This is a genomic window from Calidithermus roseus, from assembly GCF_003574095.1.
In the GTDB taxonomy this organism is placed as follows: Bacteria; Deinococcota; Deinococci; order Deinococcales; family Thermaceae; genus Calidithermus; species Calidithermus roseus.
Genome location: NZ_QWLA01000028.1, coordinates 25,566 through 38,899 on the forward strand (window position 1 = coordinate 25,566; position 13,334 = coordinate 38,899).

Genomic DNA, 13,334 nt, shown 5'->3' on the forward strand with positions numbered 1-13,334 from the left:
CTCAGAAGCCCTGACGCTTACTTGCGGGGGGCCTTCTTCTTGCCGGCTACGGTCTTGCGCGGGCCCTTGCGGGTACGAGCGTTGGTGCGGGTGCGCTGGCCACGCACAGGCAGGCCGCGACGGTGGCGCAGGCCACGGTAGCAGCCGATGTCCATGAGGCGCTTGATGTTGGCCGCCACCTCAGCGCGCAGCTCGCCCTCGGTCTTGTAGTTGTTTTCGATGTGCTCCCGCAGCTTGGCCACATCGGCTTCGCTGAGGTCCTTCACCCGCACCGAGGGGTCTACCTGGGTGGCCTCGAGGGCTTCCTTAGCCCGGTGCGGACCCACCCCGTAGATGTAGGTGAGGGCGATGTCCACGCGCTTGTTGCGGGGGATTTCGACGCCTGCGATACGAGCCATTCCTTTTCTCTCCTTTATCCTTGCCGCTGTTTGTGCTTGGGTTCTTCACAGATCACGAATACCCGACCGTGACGCTTCACGATCTTGCACTTGTCGCAGATTTTCTTCACCGACGCTCTGACCTTCATGCTTGTCTCCTTCGCAAGCTACTTCCTGTAGACGATCCTGCCCCGGCTCGGGTCGTAGGGGGTGACCTCCACCACCACCCGGTCACCCGGCAGGATGCGGATGTAGTTCATGCGCATCTTGCCTGAAATGTAGCACAGGATTTCTGGGCCGCTGTCGAGCTTCACCCGAAAGGTGGTGTTGGGCAGGGCCTCCGAGATGACCCCTTCCATCCGAATCGTGTCTTTGTCCTTGGCCAAGCGCTTCTCCTTCCCCTCACTCTTCAGCGTACCGCAACCGACCTCGGACTCCCGGTGAGGAGTCTTGGGCCGGCTTCGGTGATCGCTACCGTGTTTTCGTAGTGGGCGGCCAGGTTGCCCTTGCCCGCGCTGGCCGTCCAACCATCCTCCAATATTACCACCTTGGCGGGGAAAAGCGTAACCATTGGCTCGAAAGCCAGGGTCATGCCTGGACGCAGCTTGGGGCCCTGCCCGGCTTTGCCAAAGTTGGGCACCTGAGGGTCTTCGTGCATCGAGCGGCCCACCCCGTGCCCCACCATCTCACGCACCACCCACAGGCCGTGCCCCTCGACGAACTCTTGCACGGTAGCGGCCACGTCGCCGGTGCGGTTGCCCGCCTTCATGACCTCCAACCCCCTCCAGAAGGCTTCCTCGGTGATCCGGATGAGCCTCTCGGCCTCGGGCGAGACCTTACCGATGGCGTAGGTGCGGGCCATGTCGGTGGTGAAGCCCTGGTAGGTGAAGGCAAAGTCCACCTTGAGCACGTCCCCTTCCTTGAGCAAGCGCTTGTCGGGGAAGCCGTGTACCACCACCTCGTTGAGCGACATGCAGGTGGCGAAGGGATAAGAGCCCTGGTAGCCCATCTGGGGGGCCACGCCGCCACGGGCCTTGATGGCCCTGACCACGAAGTGCTCGAGCTCCAGAGTACTCACGCCAGGGCGGATCAGAGGCTCGAGTTCGGCGAAGATCTCGGTGTGCAGACGGCCGGTCTCGGCCATGCGCTCGAGTTCCCAGGGGCTTTTGATGACGATCGCCACGTGTCTCCTTCAGTGCAAATCGTGGTTCAGGGCCGACTGGATGCGGCTGTAGACCTCGTCCATGGAGCCTAGGCCGTCGATGGCCTTGAGGCTGCCGGTGCGGGCGTAGTAGTCCACCAGCGGCTGGGTCTTCTCCGCGTAGACGGCCAGGCGCTTGCGGATGGTCTCCTCGTTGTCGTCGGAGCGGCCCTCGGCCTGGGCACGGCCCAGCAACCGCTGGATGAGTTCCTCGCGCGGCACGTCCACCAGCAGCACGCCCCGCAGCTCGACCCCCAGTTCCTCCAGCAGGCGGTCTAGAGCTTCGGCCTGGGCATAGGTACGTGGGAAGCCATCGAAGATGATCCGGGGCGTGGGCATAGCGGCGATCTCTTCCTTCACCAGCTCGAGGATCAGCTCGTCGGGCACCAGGTCGCCCCGGTCCAGGATCGGCCTGACCTTCTGCCCCAGCTCGGTGCCGCGGGCGATGTGGCTGCGCAGGATGTCGCCAGTGGAAAGCTGGCGGTAGCCCCTCTCAGCAGCCAGACGTTTGGCCTGGGTGCCTTTTCCAGCCCCAGGCGGTCCCAGGAAGATAACCGCTTCGCCCATAGTGAACATTCCCCCAAAAGAGTGCACCGCCTCCAGTATCGCCAAAGCCTCAAGCCAGGCCCGGAGCCCTGGATGGCTCAAAAGCGCGTGCCGGTGCGACCGCGGATGCGGCCTTTGGACAAGAAGCCTTCGTAGTTGCGCAGCATGAGCTGCGACTCGATCTGGCGCAGGGTATCTAGCGCCACACCCACCACGATCAACAAGCTGATCCCCGAGAAGGCTACGAGGCTGAAACCCGTGGCCTGCAGCACCAAGGTGGGGATGGCCGCCACCGCCGCCAGGAACAGCGCCCCCCACAACGTCAGGCGGGAGACGATGTGCTCGAGGAACTTGACCGTGGGATCCCCCGGCCGAATGCCGGGGATGAAGCCACCATACTCGCGCAGGTTCTCGGCGATGCGCCGGGGGTCGAACTGCACGGCGGTGTAGATGTAGGTGAAGCCGAAGACCAGCAGCACCTCGATGATGAGCCCGGAGAGGTTGGAGGGGTTGAAGAAGTGGGCGATGGACTGGGCTACCTGGCTCTGGGTGAGCGAGCCGGCGATGAAGATGGGCACCTGCAAGAGCGCCGCGGCGAAGACGATGGGGATGACTCCCGCCGCGTTGACCTTGACCGGGATGTAGGTCGCCTGCCCACCGTACACCCGCCGTCCTACCTGCTTACGGGCGTACTGCACGGGGATGCGGCGCTCGGCCTGGGTGATGGTAGCCATGAAGGCGAAGGCGATCACCAGGAAAGCGATGAAGAAGAGCAGCGCGATGAGGTTGGACTGCCCCGCCCCCACTAGGCCGGCGGTCTGGGCAATGCGCAGCGGCCACCCGGCCACGATCCCGGCGAAGATGATCATGCTGGTGCCGTTGCCCACCCCGTACTCGGTGATGCGCTCGGCCATCCACAGCACCAGGGCGATGCCCGCTACCTGGGTCACCACCACGATGAAGTGGAAGAAGAAGCCCGGCTCCCAGCCCGGCAGCAGGAACTGCCCGTTGTTGGAGGAGAGGAAGGCGGTGGAGAGAAACAGGGCCTGCACGCCCCCCAGCCCCACGCCCGCATAGCGGGTGTAGCGGTTGATGATGCGGCGGCCCTCCTCGCCCTCCTTCTGCAGCTTCTCGAGCGCCGGCACCACCGTGACCAGCAGGTTCATGATGATCGAGGCGGTGATGTAGGGCATGATGCCCAGCGCGAAGATGGAGAACTGCTCGAAGTTGGAGCCCGAGAAGAGGTTGATGATGCCCAGCGCCCCCCCGGCCTGGGTGCCCAGGTACTCCTTGATTTTGGTGTAGTCCACGCCGGGGGTGGGGATGAAGGCGCACAGGCGGTAGGCCGCCAGCACCATCAAGGTGAAGATGATCCGGGCGCGAAGCTCGGGGATGAAGAGGGCATCCCGAAAAGCCCGGAGCATATTAGGCTCCCTCGCCGCTGCCCTCGAGGGCAATAACCTCGCCGCCAGCAGCCTTGATCTTCTCAGCCGCAGCAGCGGAGAACTTGTGGGCCGTCACCTTCAGGGCAGCGCCAATCTCGCCGTTAGCGAGCACCTTCACCGGGTAGCCCGGGCGCACCAGCCCGGCGTCGGCCAGGGCCTCGGGGGTGACTTCACCCTGGGTGAAGGCCTTGGCAATGGCGCCGACGTTGACTACCTGGTACTCCACGCGCTTGATCTCGCCGGGCACCTGACCGCTCATGCCACGCTTGGGCAACCGCATGAGCAAGGTCGAGCGCCCGCCCTCGAAGCGGTTGGAGTTCTTCAGGCCGCCCGAACGGGACTTCTGGCCTTTGTGGCCGCGCCCGGCGGTCTTGCCGTGACCCGAGCCGGGGCCACGGGCCACGCGCTTCTTGCGCTTGTTGGCCCCTTCGTTAGGGCGCAGGTCGGAAAGTTTCATTATTTGTCCTCCACGATGGTCACCAGATGGGCCACCTTGGCGATCTGGCCGCGAATGGCGGGGTTGTCGGCCAGCTCGCGCACGCGGTGCATCTTGGTCAGGCCCAGGGCCTTGAGGGCGGCTTTCTGGTCCTTGGGGTAACCGATGGGGCTCTTGGTCAGCTTGACGCGGATCGCCATCAGGCCACCTCCTCCTTGCGCAGGCGCTTGACGTCCTGCCAGGTCTGCAGCTGGCGCAACGCCTCCATGGTGGCGTAGGCGATGTTAACGGGGTTGCGCGAGCCCAGCTCCTTGGTGAGCACGTCGGTGACGCCGGCGAGCTCGAGGATGGCGCGGGGCACCATGCCCGCGATCACGCCGGTGCCAGGGGCCGCCGGGCGCAGCAGGATGGTCGAGGAGCCGTGGGTCACCTGGATCTCGTGGGGGATGGTGCCGCCTTGCAGGGGCACCTCGACGAGCGAGCGGCGAGCGTAGTTCTGAGCCTTCTGCACGGCGATGGGCACTTCCTTGGCCTTGCCCAGGCCCAGGCCCACCCGCCCCTGGCGGTCACCCACCACGACCAAAGCCCCAAAGCGGAAGCGGCGACCACCCTGGTAGGTTTTAGCGGTGCGGCGCACCACGATCATCTTTTCTTCGAAATCGGTCTCGGGCATTCTTTGCTCCTTCGGAGGCTGATCTAGAATTCCAATCCGCCCTCGCGGGCTCCGTCGGCCAGGGCCTTGACACGCCCGTGATACTTGTAGGCTCCCCGGTCGAAGACCACCTGGGTGATGCCTTTTTCCTTGGCGGCCTTGGCGATGGCCTCGCCAACCTTCCTGGCGACTTCGGTCTTGTTGCCCGACAGGCCCAGGGCCTTGCTCGAGGCCGCGGCCAGGGTCACGCCCTTGGAGTCGTCGATGATCTGGGCGTAGATGTGCTTGAGGCTGCGGAAGACCGACAGGCGGAGCCGTCCGGAAGCCTTGACCGCATTGCGCACGCGGAATTTGCGGCGATCAGCAGAAGAGAGTTTGGACATGGCTCATCCTCCTTACTTGGTGCCGGTCTTGCCGGGCTTGAGCTTGATGGGCTCGTCGGCGTAGTAGATGCCCTTCTCGTGGTAGGCGCTGGGCTTGCGGATCGAGCGCAGGTTGGCCGCGGTCTGGCCCACGAGTTGCTTGTCGATACCCCTGATGACGACCTTGGTGGGCTCGGGCACCTCGAAGGTGATGCCCTGAGGGGGCTCGACGATCACGGGGTGGCTGTAGCCGACGGTGAGCTCGAGGTTCTTGCCCGTGAGCTTGGCGCGGTAACCGATGCCCTTGATCAGCATCTCGCGGCTGTAGCCCTCGGCCACGCCCTTGACGGCGTTGGCGATGAGGGTGCGGGTGAGGCCGTGCAGGCTCTTGTGGCGGCGCTGGTCGGTGGGGCGCTCGACCTTGACGCTGCCGTCCTCGACCTTCACCTTGAGGTCGGGGTCCACGGCCACGTTGTTTTCGCCCTTGGGGCCCTTGACCTTGACGCTGGCGTAGGCCACTTCCACGGTCACGCCCTTGGGCAGGGGGATGGCTTGTTTACCAATTCGAGACATGGTTTTTATTTCTCCTTCTAGGGGCCCTCGAACAAGTGCGATGATCTCGTTCGGCAGTTGGTGTCAACTTCGGGCCGGCCCCAAATCTGCTTGTTTGGGGTCTCGATTACCACACCTCACAAATGACCTCGCCGCCCACGCCCAGCCTGCGGGCTTCGCGGTCTACGAGCACACCCTTGGAAGTAGAAATGATGGCCGTGCCCAGACCCCGGCGCACCACGGGCACGTTCTCCGCGTTGACGTAGACGCGCCGACCGGGGCGGCTGACGCGCTGGATGTGCTGGATGACCTTCTCACGGCGGGGGCCGTACTTGAGGGTCAGGCGCAGGAAGGGCTTGCCATCGACTTCGATGCGCTCGAGGCCCTTGAGGTAGCCTTCGCGCACCAGAAGCTCGGCAATCCGCTCCTTGAACTTCGAAGCCGGTACCTCCACGCTCTCCTTGTGGACCATCAGACCGTTACGGATCCGGGTCAACATGTCGGCAATTGGGTCGCTGTACATTCTTACTCTCCTCTTACACCCCGAGCAGGGCTTGGCTTTGGGGTTCACCGCGGAAGTCAGGTCTTGAGCCCTTTGTGCTCAACCGTGCGACTTGGGGAACTCCTCCCGGCCCGTGGGCTCAGGCCAACCTGCGGTCTCGGAGCAAACTCTCCGACCGGCCAGGCCACCTCTACCAGCTTGCCTTCTTCACGCCGGGCAGCAACCCCTTGTGGGCCATCTCCCGAAGCTGGATGCGGCTGATACCGAAGTAGCGCACGTAGCCCTTCGCCCGCCCGGTGAACACACAGCGGTTCTTGTGGCGGGTAGGACTGGCGTCGCGGGGCAGCTCGGCCAGCGCGGCCCAGTCCCCGGCGGCCTTGAGGGCAGCCCGCTTGGCGGCGTACTTGGCAATGGTCTTCTGCTTGCGCTTCATCTTCTCGACTTGCGATTTCTTCGCCATTGACTCACCTCCCCCCTCTTACTTGCGGAACGGGAAGCCCAGCAGCTCGAGCAAAGCCCGCGCTTCCTCGTCGGTCTTGGCCGTCGTCACCACGGCGATGTCCATCCCCCGTACGGCGTCGACCATGTCGAAGGTGATCTCGGGAAAGATCGCCTGCTCGCGCAGCCCCAGGTTGTAGTTGCCGCGCCCGTCGAAGCCGCTCGGGTTGATGCCGCGGAAGTCACGGATGCGGGGCAGGCCGACGGTGAGGAGCTTCTCGAGGAAGATCCACATGCGGTCACCCCGCAGGGTCACCCGCAAACCGATGGGCATCCCCTGGCGCAGCTTGAAGTTGGAGATCGACTTCTTAGCCCGGGTGATGGCCGGCTTCTGACCGGTGATGAGGGCCAGTTCCTGCCCCGCCTTCTCCAGGATGCGGCTGTCTTCCTTGGCCTCGCCCAGCGCCTGGTTGACCACGACTTTCACCAGGCGGGGAACCGCCATCACGTTGTCGTACCCGAAGCGCTTCATCAGCTCGGGGACGACTTCGGTCTTGTATTTGTTGCGCAGATATACCTCGAGCGCCATCTCACTTCTCCTTCGTGTCCAAGGCACCACCGCAGTGCACGCACACGCGGATACGGCGGGTCTTGCCACCCTCGGTGACTTCCTTCTTGCGCACGCGGGTGGGCTTGCCGCAGTTGGGGCAGACCGGCATCACCTTGGAGACGTGCAGCGGGCCCTCCTTCTCCACGAAGCCGCCCTGGGGATTGCGGGGGTTGGGGCGCACGGCGCGCTTGATGATGTTGAGCCCCTCCACCACCACGGTCTGATCCTTGGGGTTGACCGCAAGCACCTTGCCGGTCTTGCCCTTGATGCCGGGCTTGACCTCGCCGGTCTTAGGGTCGGTGCGGTCCTTGCTGCCGGAGATCACCAAGACGGTGTCTCCCTTCTTGACGTGAAGCTTGGCCTTTTCCATCACAGCACCTCGGGGGCCAAGGAGACGATCTTCATGAAGCCGCGCTCGCGCAGTTCGCGGGCGACGGGGCCGAAGACACGCGTGCCGCGAGGCTCATTCTGGTTGTTGATGATCACGGCGGCGTTGGTGTCGAAACGGATGGTGCTGCCATCGGCGCGGCGGATCTCCTTGGCGGTGCGCACCACCACGGCCTTGACCACCTCGCCCTCCTTGACCATGCCGCGTGGGATAGCCTCCTTGACCGAAGCCACGATGATGTCGCCCACGCTGGCGTACTTGCGATTGGAACCCCCCATGATGCGAATGGCCGCGATCTTGCGGGCTCCGGTGTTGTCGGCTACGTCGAGTACGGTTTCGTTCTGGATCATGCTTTACCACGCTCCTTGCGAAGCAGGTAACGCTCGATCAGGTCCATCCGGCCTTCCTCGACCTTTCTCACTACGGTGAAGCGCTTTCTGGCCGACATCGGGCGAGACTCCCTGATCTCGACCACGTCGCCCAGCTTGTACTCACCCTTCTCGTCGTGGGCGAGGTACTTTTTAGAGCGCTTGATCACCTTGCCATAAAGGGGGTGGGGGAACTGGCGCTCCACCAGGACAGCGACCGTCTTTTGCATCTTGTCGCTGACCACCACACCGGTCAGGCTTTTCTTCGGCATCCTCAATCTTCTCCTTTATTTCAAAAGCCACAGGCCGCACACGCTACGGGGCTCAAGCAGTCCAAAGGGCGAGTATACAGCAACGCTGCCCGCTCGCCAAGGGCTTGCTCTGCCCCCGCCTGGCGGGGGCAGAGGGCTATTTTTGTTTCTCCGTCAAGACGGTGAGGAGCCGGGCAATCTCGCGCTTGGTCTCGCGCACGCGGTGGTTCTTGTCGAGTTGGCCGATGGAGGCCTGGAAGCGCAGCTCCATGAGCTCTTTCTTCCGGGCCGTCACCTCCTTCTGCAACTCGGCCACCGAGAGCTTGCGCATCTCACTGAGCTTCATCGTAGGCATCGCGTCTCACCACCTTCGTCAGGACGGGGAGTTTGTGCCCGGCCAGGCGCAGGGCCTCGCGGGCCTGCTCCTCGGTCACACCCGCCACCTCGAACATCACCCGGCCAGGCTTGACCACGGCCACGTACCCCTCGACGTTACCCTTACCCTTACCCATGCGGACTTCCAGCGGCTTCTTGGTAAAGGGTTTGTCGGGGAAGATACGGATGAAGATCTTCCCACCACGGCGGAAGTGGCGCACCATGGCCACGCGGGCAGCTTCGATCTGCTGGGCGCTGATCCAGCCAGGCTCGAGGGTCACCAGGCCCCACTCGCCAAAGGCCACGTAATCGCCCCCCTTGGCGGCACCGGTCATGCGCCCCCGGTGGGCCTTGCGGTACTTCATGCGCTTGGGCATCAACATGGCTTATTCACCACCTTCCCGGCTGCCACCCCCGCTGCGGCGCACAGCCGAACGACGACGGGGGCGGCCCTCCTCGCGCTCGCGCTTGGGTGCGGCGGGGCGGGGAGCCTGAGCAGCAACCGCACCAACCTTCTTGCCGCCGATGACCTCGCCCATGAAGACGTAGGCCTTCACGCCCAGCGAGCCGTAGGTGGTCTCGGCCCGGGCGGTGCCGTAGTCGATGTTGGCCCGCAGGGTGTGCAGGGGCACGCGGCCTTCGGCGGCCCACTCCACGCGGGCCTGCTCGGCCCCGCCGATGCGGCCCGAGACCACGATCTTAGCCCCCTGGGCCCCGCTCTCACGCACCCGCTGCACAGCCTGCTTGATGCTGCGGCGCACGGCGAAGCGCCGCTCGATCTGTTCGGCCACGCGCTGGGCCACCAGCGGCGCGGAGAGGTTGGGGTTGCCCACCTCTTGAACGTTGAGGGCCAGGGTCTTGCCGGGGAAGCGCTTCTGCAGGCTCTCGCGCAGGCGCTTGATGGTCTCCCCGCCGCGACCGATCACCACGCCGGGCTTGGCGGCGTAAACGGTGACGGCGATGTTGTCGGCGGCGCGCTCGATGTCGATGCGGGCCAGGCCAGCGGGCCGGAGCTCTCTCTCGATCTGATCGCGGATCTGGCGATCCTCGACGATGGTCTTGGCATAGGCTTTCTTGCCGGCGTACCAGCGCGACTCGAACTCGCGGGTGATACCCAGGCGCAAGCCCACGGGGTTGATCTTATTTCCCATCTTTCTCCCCCACGACGATGGTGATGTGGCTGGTGCGCTTCTTGATGATGTGGGCCTGCCCGCGGGCCCTGGGCAGCACGCGCTTGAGCGCGGGCCCCTCGTCCACGTAGGCGGCCTTGACCACCAGTTGGTCCTCGAGCATGTCGTAGTTGTTGATGGCATTGGCCGCAGCCGACTCGAGTACCTTCACCACGGGCTCAACCGCCCGCTTGTTGGTGTACTTGAGGATGGCCCTGGCCTCGTCCACACCCTTGCCCCGGATCAGGTCCACCACCAGGCGGGCCTTGCGGGGTGACATGCGGATGTAGCGAGCGATGGCTTTAGCTTCCATTCCGTGCATTCTCCCTTCGGTCGCCCCTCCGCTAGAGCCGGAGGGTGGCGGACTCACTTCTTGGTGGCCTTGGTGTCCTTTCCGTGCCCACGGTAGGTGCGGGTGGGGGCGAACTCGCCCAGCTTGTGCCCTACCATCTGCTCGGTGATGTACACCGGGACGTGCTGCTTGCCGTTGTACACCGCCAGGGTGTGGCCGATCATCTCGGGGACGATGGTGCTGCGGCGGCTCCAGGTCTTGAGCACCCGCTTCTCACCCTTGGCGTTCATCGCCTCCACCTTGTCGATGAGGTGGGCGTCGACGAAAACCCCTTTTTTCATGCTACGCGGCATAGTTTCTCCTACTCGTGCCGATGGCGGCACGGAAAGCTTTATTTCTTGCGCCGGGCAACGATGAGGGCGCTGGAGGGCTTCTTCTTCTTGCGGGTCTTGAGACCTTTGGCCTGCTGACCCCAGGGCGACACCGGGGGACGGCCCCTGGGCGCACGGCCTTCACCACCGCCGTGGGGGTGATCCACGGGGTTCATCACCGTACCGCGCACGTGGCCCTTGCGGCCCTTGTGGCGGGTGCGGCCCGCCTTGCCCAGCACGATGTTCTTGTGGTCGGCGTTGGAGACGGTGCCGATGGTGGCATAGCTCTCAGCGTGCACCTTGCGCAGCTCACCGGAGGGGAGGCGCAGGATCACGTAGTCACCTTCGCGGCCCTGGACCTGCACGCTGGTGCCTGCGCTACGGGCCATCTTGGCCCCCTTGCCGGGCTCGAGTTCGACGGCGTGGATCACGGTACCAACCGGGATGAAGCGCAGCGGCAGGGCATTGCCAGGCTGAATCAGGGCTTCGGGGCCGCACATCACTTCCGAACCCACCGCCAGGCCGTCGGGGGCCAGGATGTAGCGCTTCTCGCCATCCTTGTAGTGCAGCAAGGCGATGCGGGCGGTACGGTTGGGGTCGTACTCGATGGCGGCCACTTTGGCCGGAATGTTGGCCTTGTCGCGGCGGCGGAAGTCGATGATGCGGTACAGGCGCTTGTGCCCGCCGCCACGGAAGCGGCTGGTGATGCGGCCCTGGTTGTTGCGCCCGCCGGTCTTCTTGAGGGGGGCGGTGAGGCTTTTCTCCGGCTTGGTCTTGGTGATGTCGGAGAAATCCGCCACCGTCATGAAGCGGCGCGACGGGGTGTAAGGACGAAATTTCTTGACTGCCATTCTTCTACCTCACTTGATACGAGCTAACCGAGTCGCTCTGATCCCAAGTGCTTCCTTGCCCCTTCATCGTGCGGCTCGTAGTGAGCTTGAGCCGCGACGCTCGGTCTCGAGGCATTGGGCCCTTAGATCAAGCCCTCCAGGGCTTCGATCTTCTGTCCAGCCGCCACCGTGACGATGGCTTTCTTGCGATCGGCCTTCTTGCCCACGAAACGGCCTAAGCGAGCGGCCTTACCCTCGTAGTTCTGCACGTTGACCCGCACCACCTTGACCTTGAACGCAGCTTCCACGGCGTTCTTGATCTCGGTCTTGGTGGCGGTGGGAGCCACCAAGAAGGTGTAGGTGCCCTCGGCGAACTTGGCGTAAGCCTTTTCGGAGAGCACGGGCTTGAGGATCACGTCGAAGGCGGTCTTCATGCCTCACCTCCGCTGGCAGCTGGCGCGGACAGGCGGCTTTGCACCGCTTCCCAAGCGGTCATGTCCAGTATCAAAGTCTCCTGGCGCAGGATGTCGTAAACGTTGAGCCCGGCTGGGGCCAGCACCCGCACCTCGGGCAGGTTGCGGGCCGCGCGGGCTACTTTCTCATCAGCAGTCACCAGCAGCACGCTCGAGCCCTCCAGGCCGTTGGTCTTCAACCAAGCCACGAACTCCTTGGTCTTGCCGTTGACGCCCTCGAAAGCCTCGGCGATGAACAGCCTGCCCTCCTTGGCCCGGTCGGCCAGGGCCATGGAAAGGCCCAGGCGGCGCACCTTCTTGGGCAAGGTGTAGCTGTAGTCGCGGGGCTTGGGGCCAAACACCGTGCCACCGCCCACGAAGATGGGCGCCCCGGCGTCACCGTGGCGGGCGCGCCCGGTGTGCTTTTGGGAGTAGGGCTTCTTGCCGGTGAAGGCGACCTCGCCACGGGTCTTGGTGGAGGCGGTGCCCCGGCGGCGCGAGGCCAGTTGCCAGCGCACTACCTCGTAGAGCACGTGAGGATTGATCTTCTCGGGCAGCGCTACCTGAAGTTCGCGCCTGCCCTTGGCGGAAAGAACCGTGAGGTTATACATCTGCTATCGCTCCTTCCCTCAGGCCTTCCGCTTGGCCGCCGGGCGGCGGCTGGTCTCGCGCACCATCACCAGGTTGCCGTTGGCGCCGGGGATAGCCCCCTTGACCAGGATCAGGTTCTCCTCGGGGATCACGTCCACGACCTCGAGGTTCTGCACCGTGACGCGCTCGGCACCGTAGTGACCGGCCATCTTCTTACCCTTGTAGACGCGGCCCGGGGTCTTGCGGTTGCCGATGGAGCCGGGGTGGCGGTGTACCTTGTGGGCACCGTGGGTCATGTTGCCGCCGGCGAAGTTCCAGCGCTTCATCACACCAGTGAATCCACGCCCCTTGGAAGTACCGCTGACATCGACCTTTTCGCCCGGCTGGAAGATCGCCACGGTCACGGTGTCCCCCTCCGGGTTGAAGCCGCGCAGTTCGCGCAGATAGCGCACGGGCTCGACACCAGCCTTGGCGAAGTGGCCTTTCATGGGTTTGTTGACCCTCTGGGCTTTCTTGGGTTGGAAGCCAAGCTGTACCGCCTCGTAACCGTCCTTCTCGACGGTGCGTCGCTGCACCACGGGGCACGGCCCAGCCAGGATCACCGTCACCGGCACAGCCTTGTCGTTCTTCCAGACCTGGGTCATGCCGACCTTGGTTCCCAGGATGCCTTTCACCGTCCACCCCCCAGAATCTTCATTTCGATCTCCACCCCAGTGGGCAGGTCGAGGCTCTGGAGGCTCTCGATGGTCTTGCGGTTGGGGTCGGAGATGTCAACCAGGCGGTTGTGGGTGCGCAGCTCAAAGTGCTCGCGGCTGTCTTTATGCTTGAACGGGCCGCGCAGCACGGTGAAGCGGCGAACCCGCGTGGGCAGGGGCACCGGACCAGCCACCTGAGCCCCGGTGCGGCGGACCGTCTCCACGATCTTGGCCGCCGAGGCATCCAGGCTCTTGTGGTCGAAGCCCCGTAGCTTGATACGAATCTTTGGCATTCAGGGCCTCCTTTACTCGAGGATCTTGGCGACGACTCCGGCACCGACGGTGCGGCCACCCTCGCGGATGGCGAAGCGCAGTCCCTCCTCCATGGCGATGGGCTTGATGAGTTCGACGGTGAAGGTCACGTTGTCCCC

General features: G+C 64.4%; 28 protein-coding genes. All 28 read right to left on the reverse strand.

The window, feature by feature from the left end:
* Positions 1-17: 17 nt before the first annotated feature.
* Positions 18-398, reverse strand: coding sequence for a 30S ribosomal protein S13 (gene rpsM, locus Mrose_RS08620; protein ID WP_119277391.1), 381 nt, complete (start codon positions 396-398; stop codon positions 18-20).
* A 14-nt stretch (positions 399-412) separates the two neighbouring features.
* A complete protein-coding gene (rpmJ, locus tag Mrose_RS08625; RefSeq protein WP_027892158.1) occupies positions 413-526 on the reverse strand; it encodes a 50S ribosomal protein L36 in 114 nt (37 codons plus the stop codon).
* 18 nt (positions 527-544) lie between these two features.
* Positions 545-763 (reverse strand): translation initiation factor IF-1, encoded by a 219-nt coding sequence (infA, locus tag Mrose_RS08630; protein WP_119277392.1) that lies wholly within the window; start codon positions 761-763, stop codon positions 545-547.
* A gap of 23 nt (positions 764-786) precedes the next feature.
* The gene (map, locus tag Mrose_RS08635) at positions 787-1,560 is read right to left on the reverse strand and encodes a type I methionyl aminopeptidase (protein WP_119277394.1); all 774 of its coding nucleotides are present in this window, start codon (positions 1,558-1,560) and stop codon (positions 787-789) included.
* Positions 1,561-1,569: 9 nt separating this feature from the next.
* Positions 1,570-2,145, reverse strand: coding sequence for an adenylate kinase (locus Mrose_RS08640; RefSeq protein WP_119277435.1), 576 nt, complete (start codon positions 2,143-2,145; stop codon positions 1,570-1,572).
* Positions 2,146-2,222: 77 nt separating this feature from the next.
* Complete coding sequence (gene secY / locus Mrose_RS08645; protein WP_119277396.1) at positions 2,223-3,548, reverse strand: preprotein translocase subunit SecY; 1,326 nt, start codon at positions 3,546-3,548, stop codon at positions 2,223-2,225.
* A 1-nt stretch (position 3,549) separates the two neighbouring features.
* Entirely contained in the window at positions 3,550-4,026 is a 477-nt protein-coding gene (rplO, locus tag Mrose_RS08650) for a 50S ribosomal protein L15 (RefSeq protein ID WP_119277398.1), read from the reverse strand.
* Positions 4,026-4,205 (reverse strand): 50S ribosomal protein L30, encoded by a 180-nt coding sequence (gene rpmD, locus Mrose_RS08655; protein ID WP_018466891.1) that lies wholly within the window; start codon positions 4,203-4,205, stop codon positions 4,026-4,028. Before rpmD ends, rplO begins: the two co-directional genes overlap by 1 nt.
* Positions 4,205-4,678, reverse strand: coding sequence for a 30S ribosomal protein S5 (rpsE, locus tag Mrose_RS08660; protein ID WP_027892152.1), 474 nt, complete (start codon positions 4,676-4,678; stop codon positions 4,205-4,207). The genes rpmD and rpsE overlap by 1 nt, the downstream gene beginning before the upstream one ends.
* 23 nt (positions 4,679-4,701) lie before the next feature.
* Positions 4,702-5,040: a 50S ribosomal protein L18 gene (gene rplR / locus Mrose_RS08665; RefSeq protein WP_018466893.1), complete on the reverse strand. Its 339-nt coding sequence runs from the start codon at positions 5,038-5,040 to the stop codon at positions 4,702-4,704.
* A 12-nt stretch (positions 5,041-5,052) separates the two neighbouring features.
* Entirely contained in the window at positions 5,053-5,592 is a 540-nt protein-coding gene (rplF, locus tag Mrose_RS08670) for a 50S ribosomal protein L6 (protein ID WP_119277402.1), read from the reverse strand.
* Between the two features lie 106 nt (positions 5,593-5,698).
* Entirely contained in the window at positions 5,699-6,094 is a 396-nt protein-coding gene (gene rpsH / locus Mrose_RS08675) for a 30S ribosomal protein S8 (protein WP_119277404.1), read from the reverse strand.
* A 169-nt stretch (positions 6,095-6,263) separates the two neighbouring features.
* Positions 6,264-6,533 (reverse strand): 30S ribosomal protein S14, encoded by a 270-nt coding sequence (gene rpsN, locus Mrose_RS08680; protein ID WP_018466896.1) that lies wholly within the window; start codon positions 6,531-6,533, stop codon positions 6,264-6,266.
* Between the two features lie 18 nt (positions 6,534-6,551).
* Positions 6,552-7,100, reverse strand: coding sequence for a 50S ribosomal protein L5 (gene rplE, locus Mrose_RS08685; protein WP_119277406.1), 549 nt, complete (start codon positions 7,098-7,100; stop codon positions 6,552-6,554).
* Position 7,101: 1 nt separating this feature from the next.
* On the reverse strand, positions 7,102-7,491 hold the full coding sequence (rplX, locus tag Mrose_RS08690; RefSeq protein ID WP_119277408.1) for a 50S ribosomal protein L24: 390 nt from the start codon (positions 7,489-7,491) through the stop codon (positions 7,102-7,104).
* Positions 7,491-7,859: a 50S ribosomal protein L14 gene (rplN, locus tag Mrose_RS08695; RefSeq protein WP_018466899.1), complete on the reverse strand. Its 369-nt coding sequence runs from the start codon at positions 7,857-7,859 to the stop codon at positions 7,491-7,493. Before rplN ends, rplX begins: the two co-directional genes overlap by 1 nt.
* Complete coding sequence (gene rpsQ / locus Mrose_RS08700; protein WP_119277410.1) at positions 7,856-8,149, reverse strand: 30S ribosomal protein S17; 294 nt, start codon at positions 8,147-8,149, stop codon at positions 7,856-7,858. The genes rplN and rpsQ overlap by 4 nt, the downstream gene beginning before the upstream one ends.
* A gap of 136 nt (positions 8,150-8,285) precedes the next feature.
* Positions 8,286-8,483, reverse strand: coding sequence for a 50S ribosomal protein L29 (gene rpmC / locus Mrose_RS08705; RefSeq protein WP_119277412.1), 198 nt, complete (start codon positions 8,481-8,483; stop codon positions 8,286-8,288).
* A complete protein-coding gene (rplP, locus tag Mrose_RS08710; protein ID WP_119277414.1) occupies positions 8,461-8,886 on the reverse strand; it encodes a 50S ribosomal protein L16 in 426 nt (141 codons plus the stop codon). Before rplP ends, rpmC begins: the two co-directional genes overlap by 23 nt.
* Before the next feature lie 3 nt (positions 8,887-8,889).
* On the reverse strand, positions 8,890-9,654 hold the full coding sequence (gene rpsC, locus Mrose_RS08715) for a 30S ribosomal protein S3 (RefSeq protein ID WP_119277416.1): 765 nt from the start codon (positions 9,652-9,654) through the stop codon (positions 8,890-8,892).
* Positions 9,644-9,985, reverse strand: a complete 342-nt coding sequence (gene rplV, locus Mrose_RS08720; RefSeq protein ID WP_119277418.1) for a 50S ribosomal protein L22 — start codon at positions 9,983-9,985, stop codon at positions 9,644-9,646. The genes rpsC and rplV overlap by 11 nt, the downstream gene beginning before the upstream one ends.
* Positions 9,986-10,038: 53 nt before the next feature.
* On the reverse strand, positions 10,039-10,317 hold the full coding sequence (rpsS, locus tag Mrose_RS08725; RefSeq protein ID WP_119277420.1) for a 30S ribosomal protein S19: 279 nt from the start codon (positions 10,315-10,317) through the stop codon (positions 10,039-10,041).
* A gap of 38 nt (positions 10,318-10,355) precedes the next feature.
* A complete protein-coding gene (gene rplB, locus Mrose_RS08730) occupies positions 10,356-11,186 on the reverse strand; it encodes a 50S ribosomal protein L2 (protein WP_119277422.1) in 831 nt (276 codons plus the stop codon).
* 122 nt (positions 11,187-11,308) lie between these two features.
* The gene (locus Mrose_RS08735; protein WP_018466907.1) at positions 11,309-11,599 is read right to left on the reverse strand and encodes a 50S ribosomal protein L23; all 291 of its coding nucleotides are present in this window, start codon (positions 11,597-11,599) and stop codon (positions 11,309-11,311) included.
* A complete protein-coding gene (gene rplD / locus Mrose_RS08740) occupies positions 11,596-12,228 on the reverse strand; it encodes a 50S ribosomal protein L4 (RefSeq protein WP_119277424.1) in 633 nt (210 codons plus the stop codon). The genes Mrose_RS08735 and rplD overlap by 4 nt, the downstream gene beginning before the upstream one ends.
* Before the next feature lie 18 nt (positions 12,229-12,246).
* On the reverse strand, positions 12,247-12,882 hold the full coding sequence (rplC, locus tag Mrose_RS08745; protein ID WP_119277426.1) for a 50S ribosomal protein L3: 636 nt from the start codon (positions 12,880-12,882) through the stop codon (positions 12,247-12,249).
* The gene (gene rpsJ / locus Mrose_RS08750) at positions 12,879-13,196 is read right to left on the reverse strand and encodes a 30S ribosomal protein S10 (RefSeq protein WP_018466910.1); all 318 of its coding nucleotides are present in this window, start codon (positions 13,194-13,196) and stop codon (positions 12,879-12,881) included. Before rpsJ ends, rplC begins: the two co-directional genes overlap by 4 nt.
* Positions 13,197-13,208: 12 nt before the next feature.
* Positions 13,209-13,334 (reverse strand): EF-Tu C-terminal domain-related protein (locus Mrose_RS08755; RefSeq protein WP_476695779.1); only part of this gene is annotated, 126 nt, incomplete at its 5' end.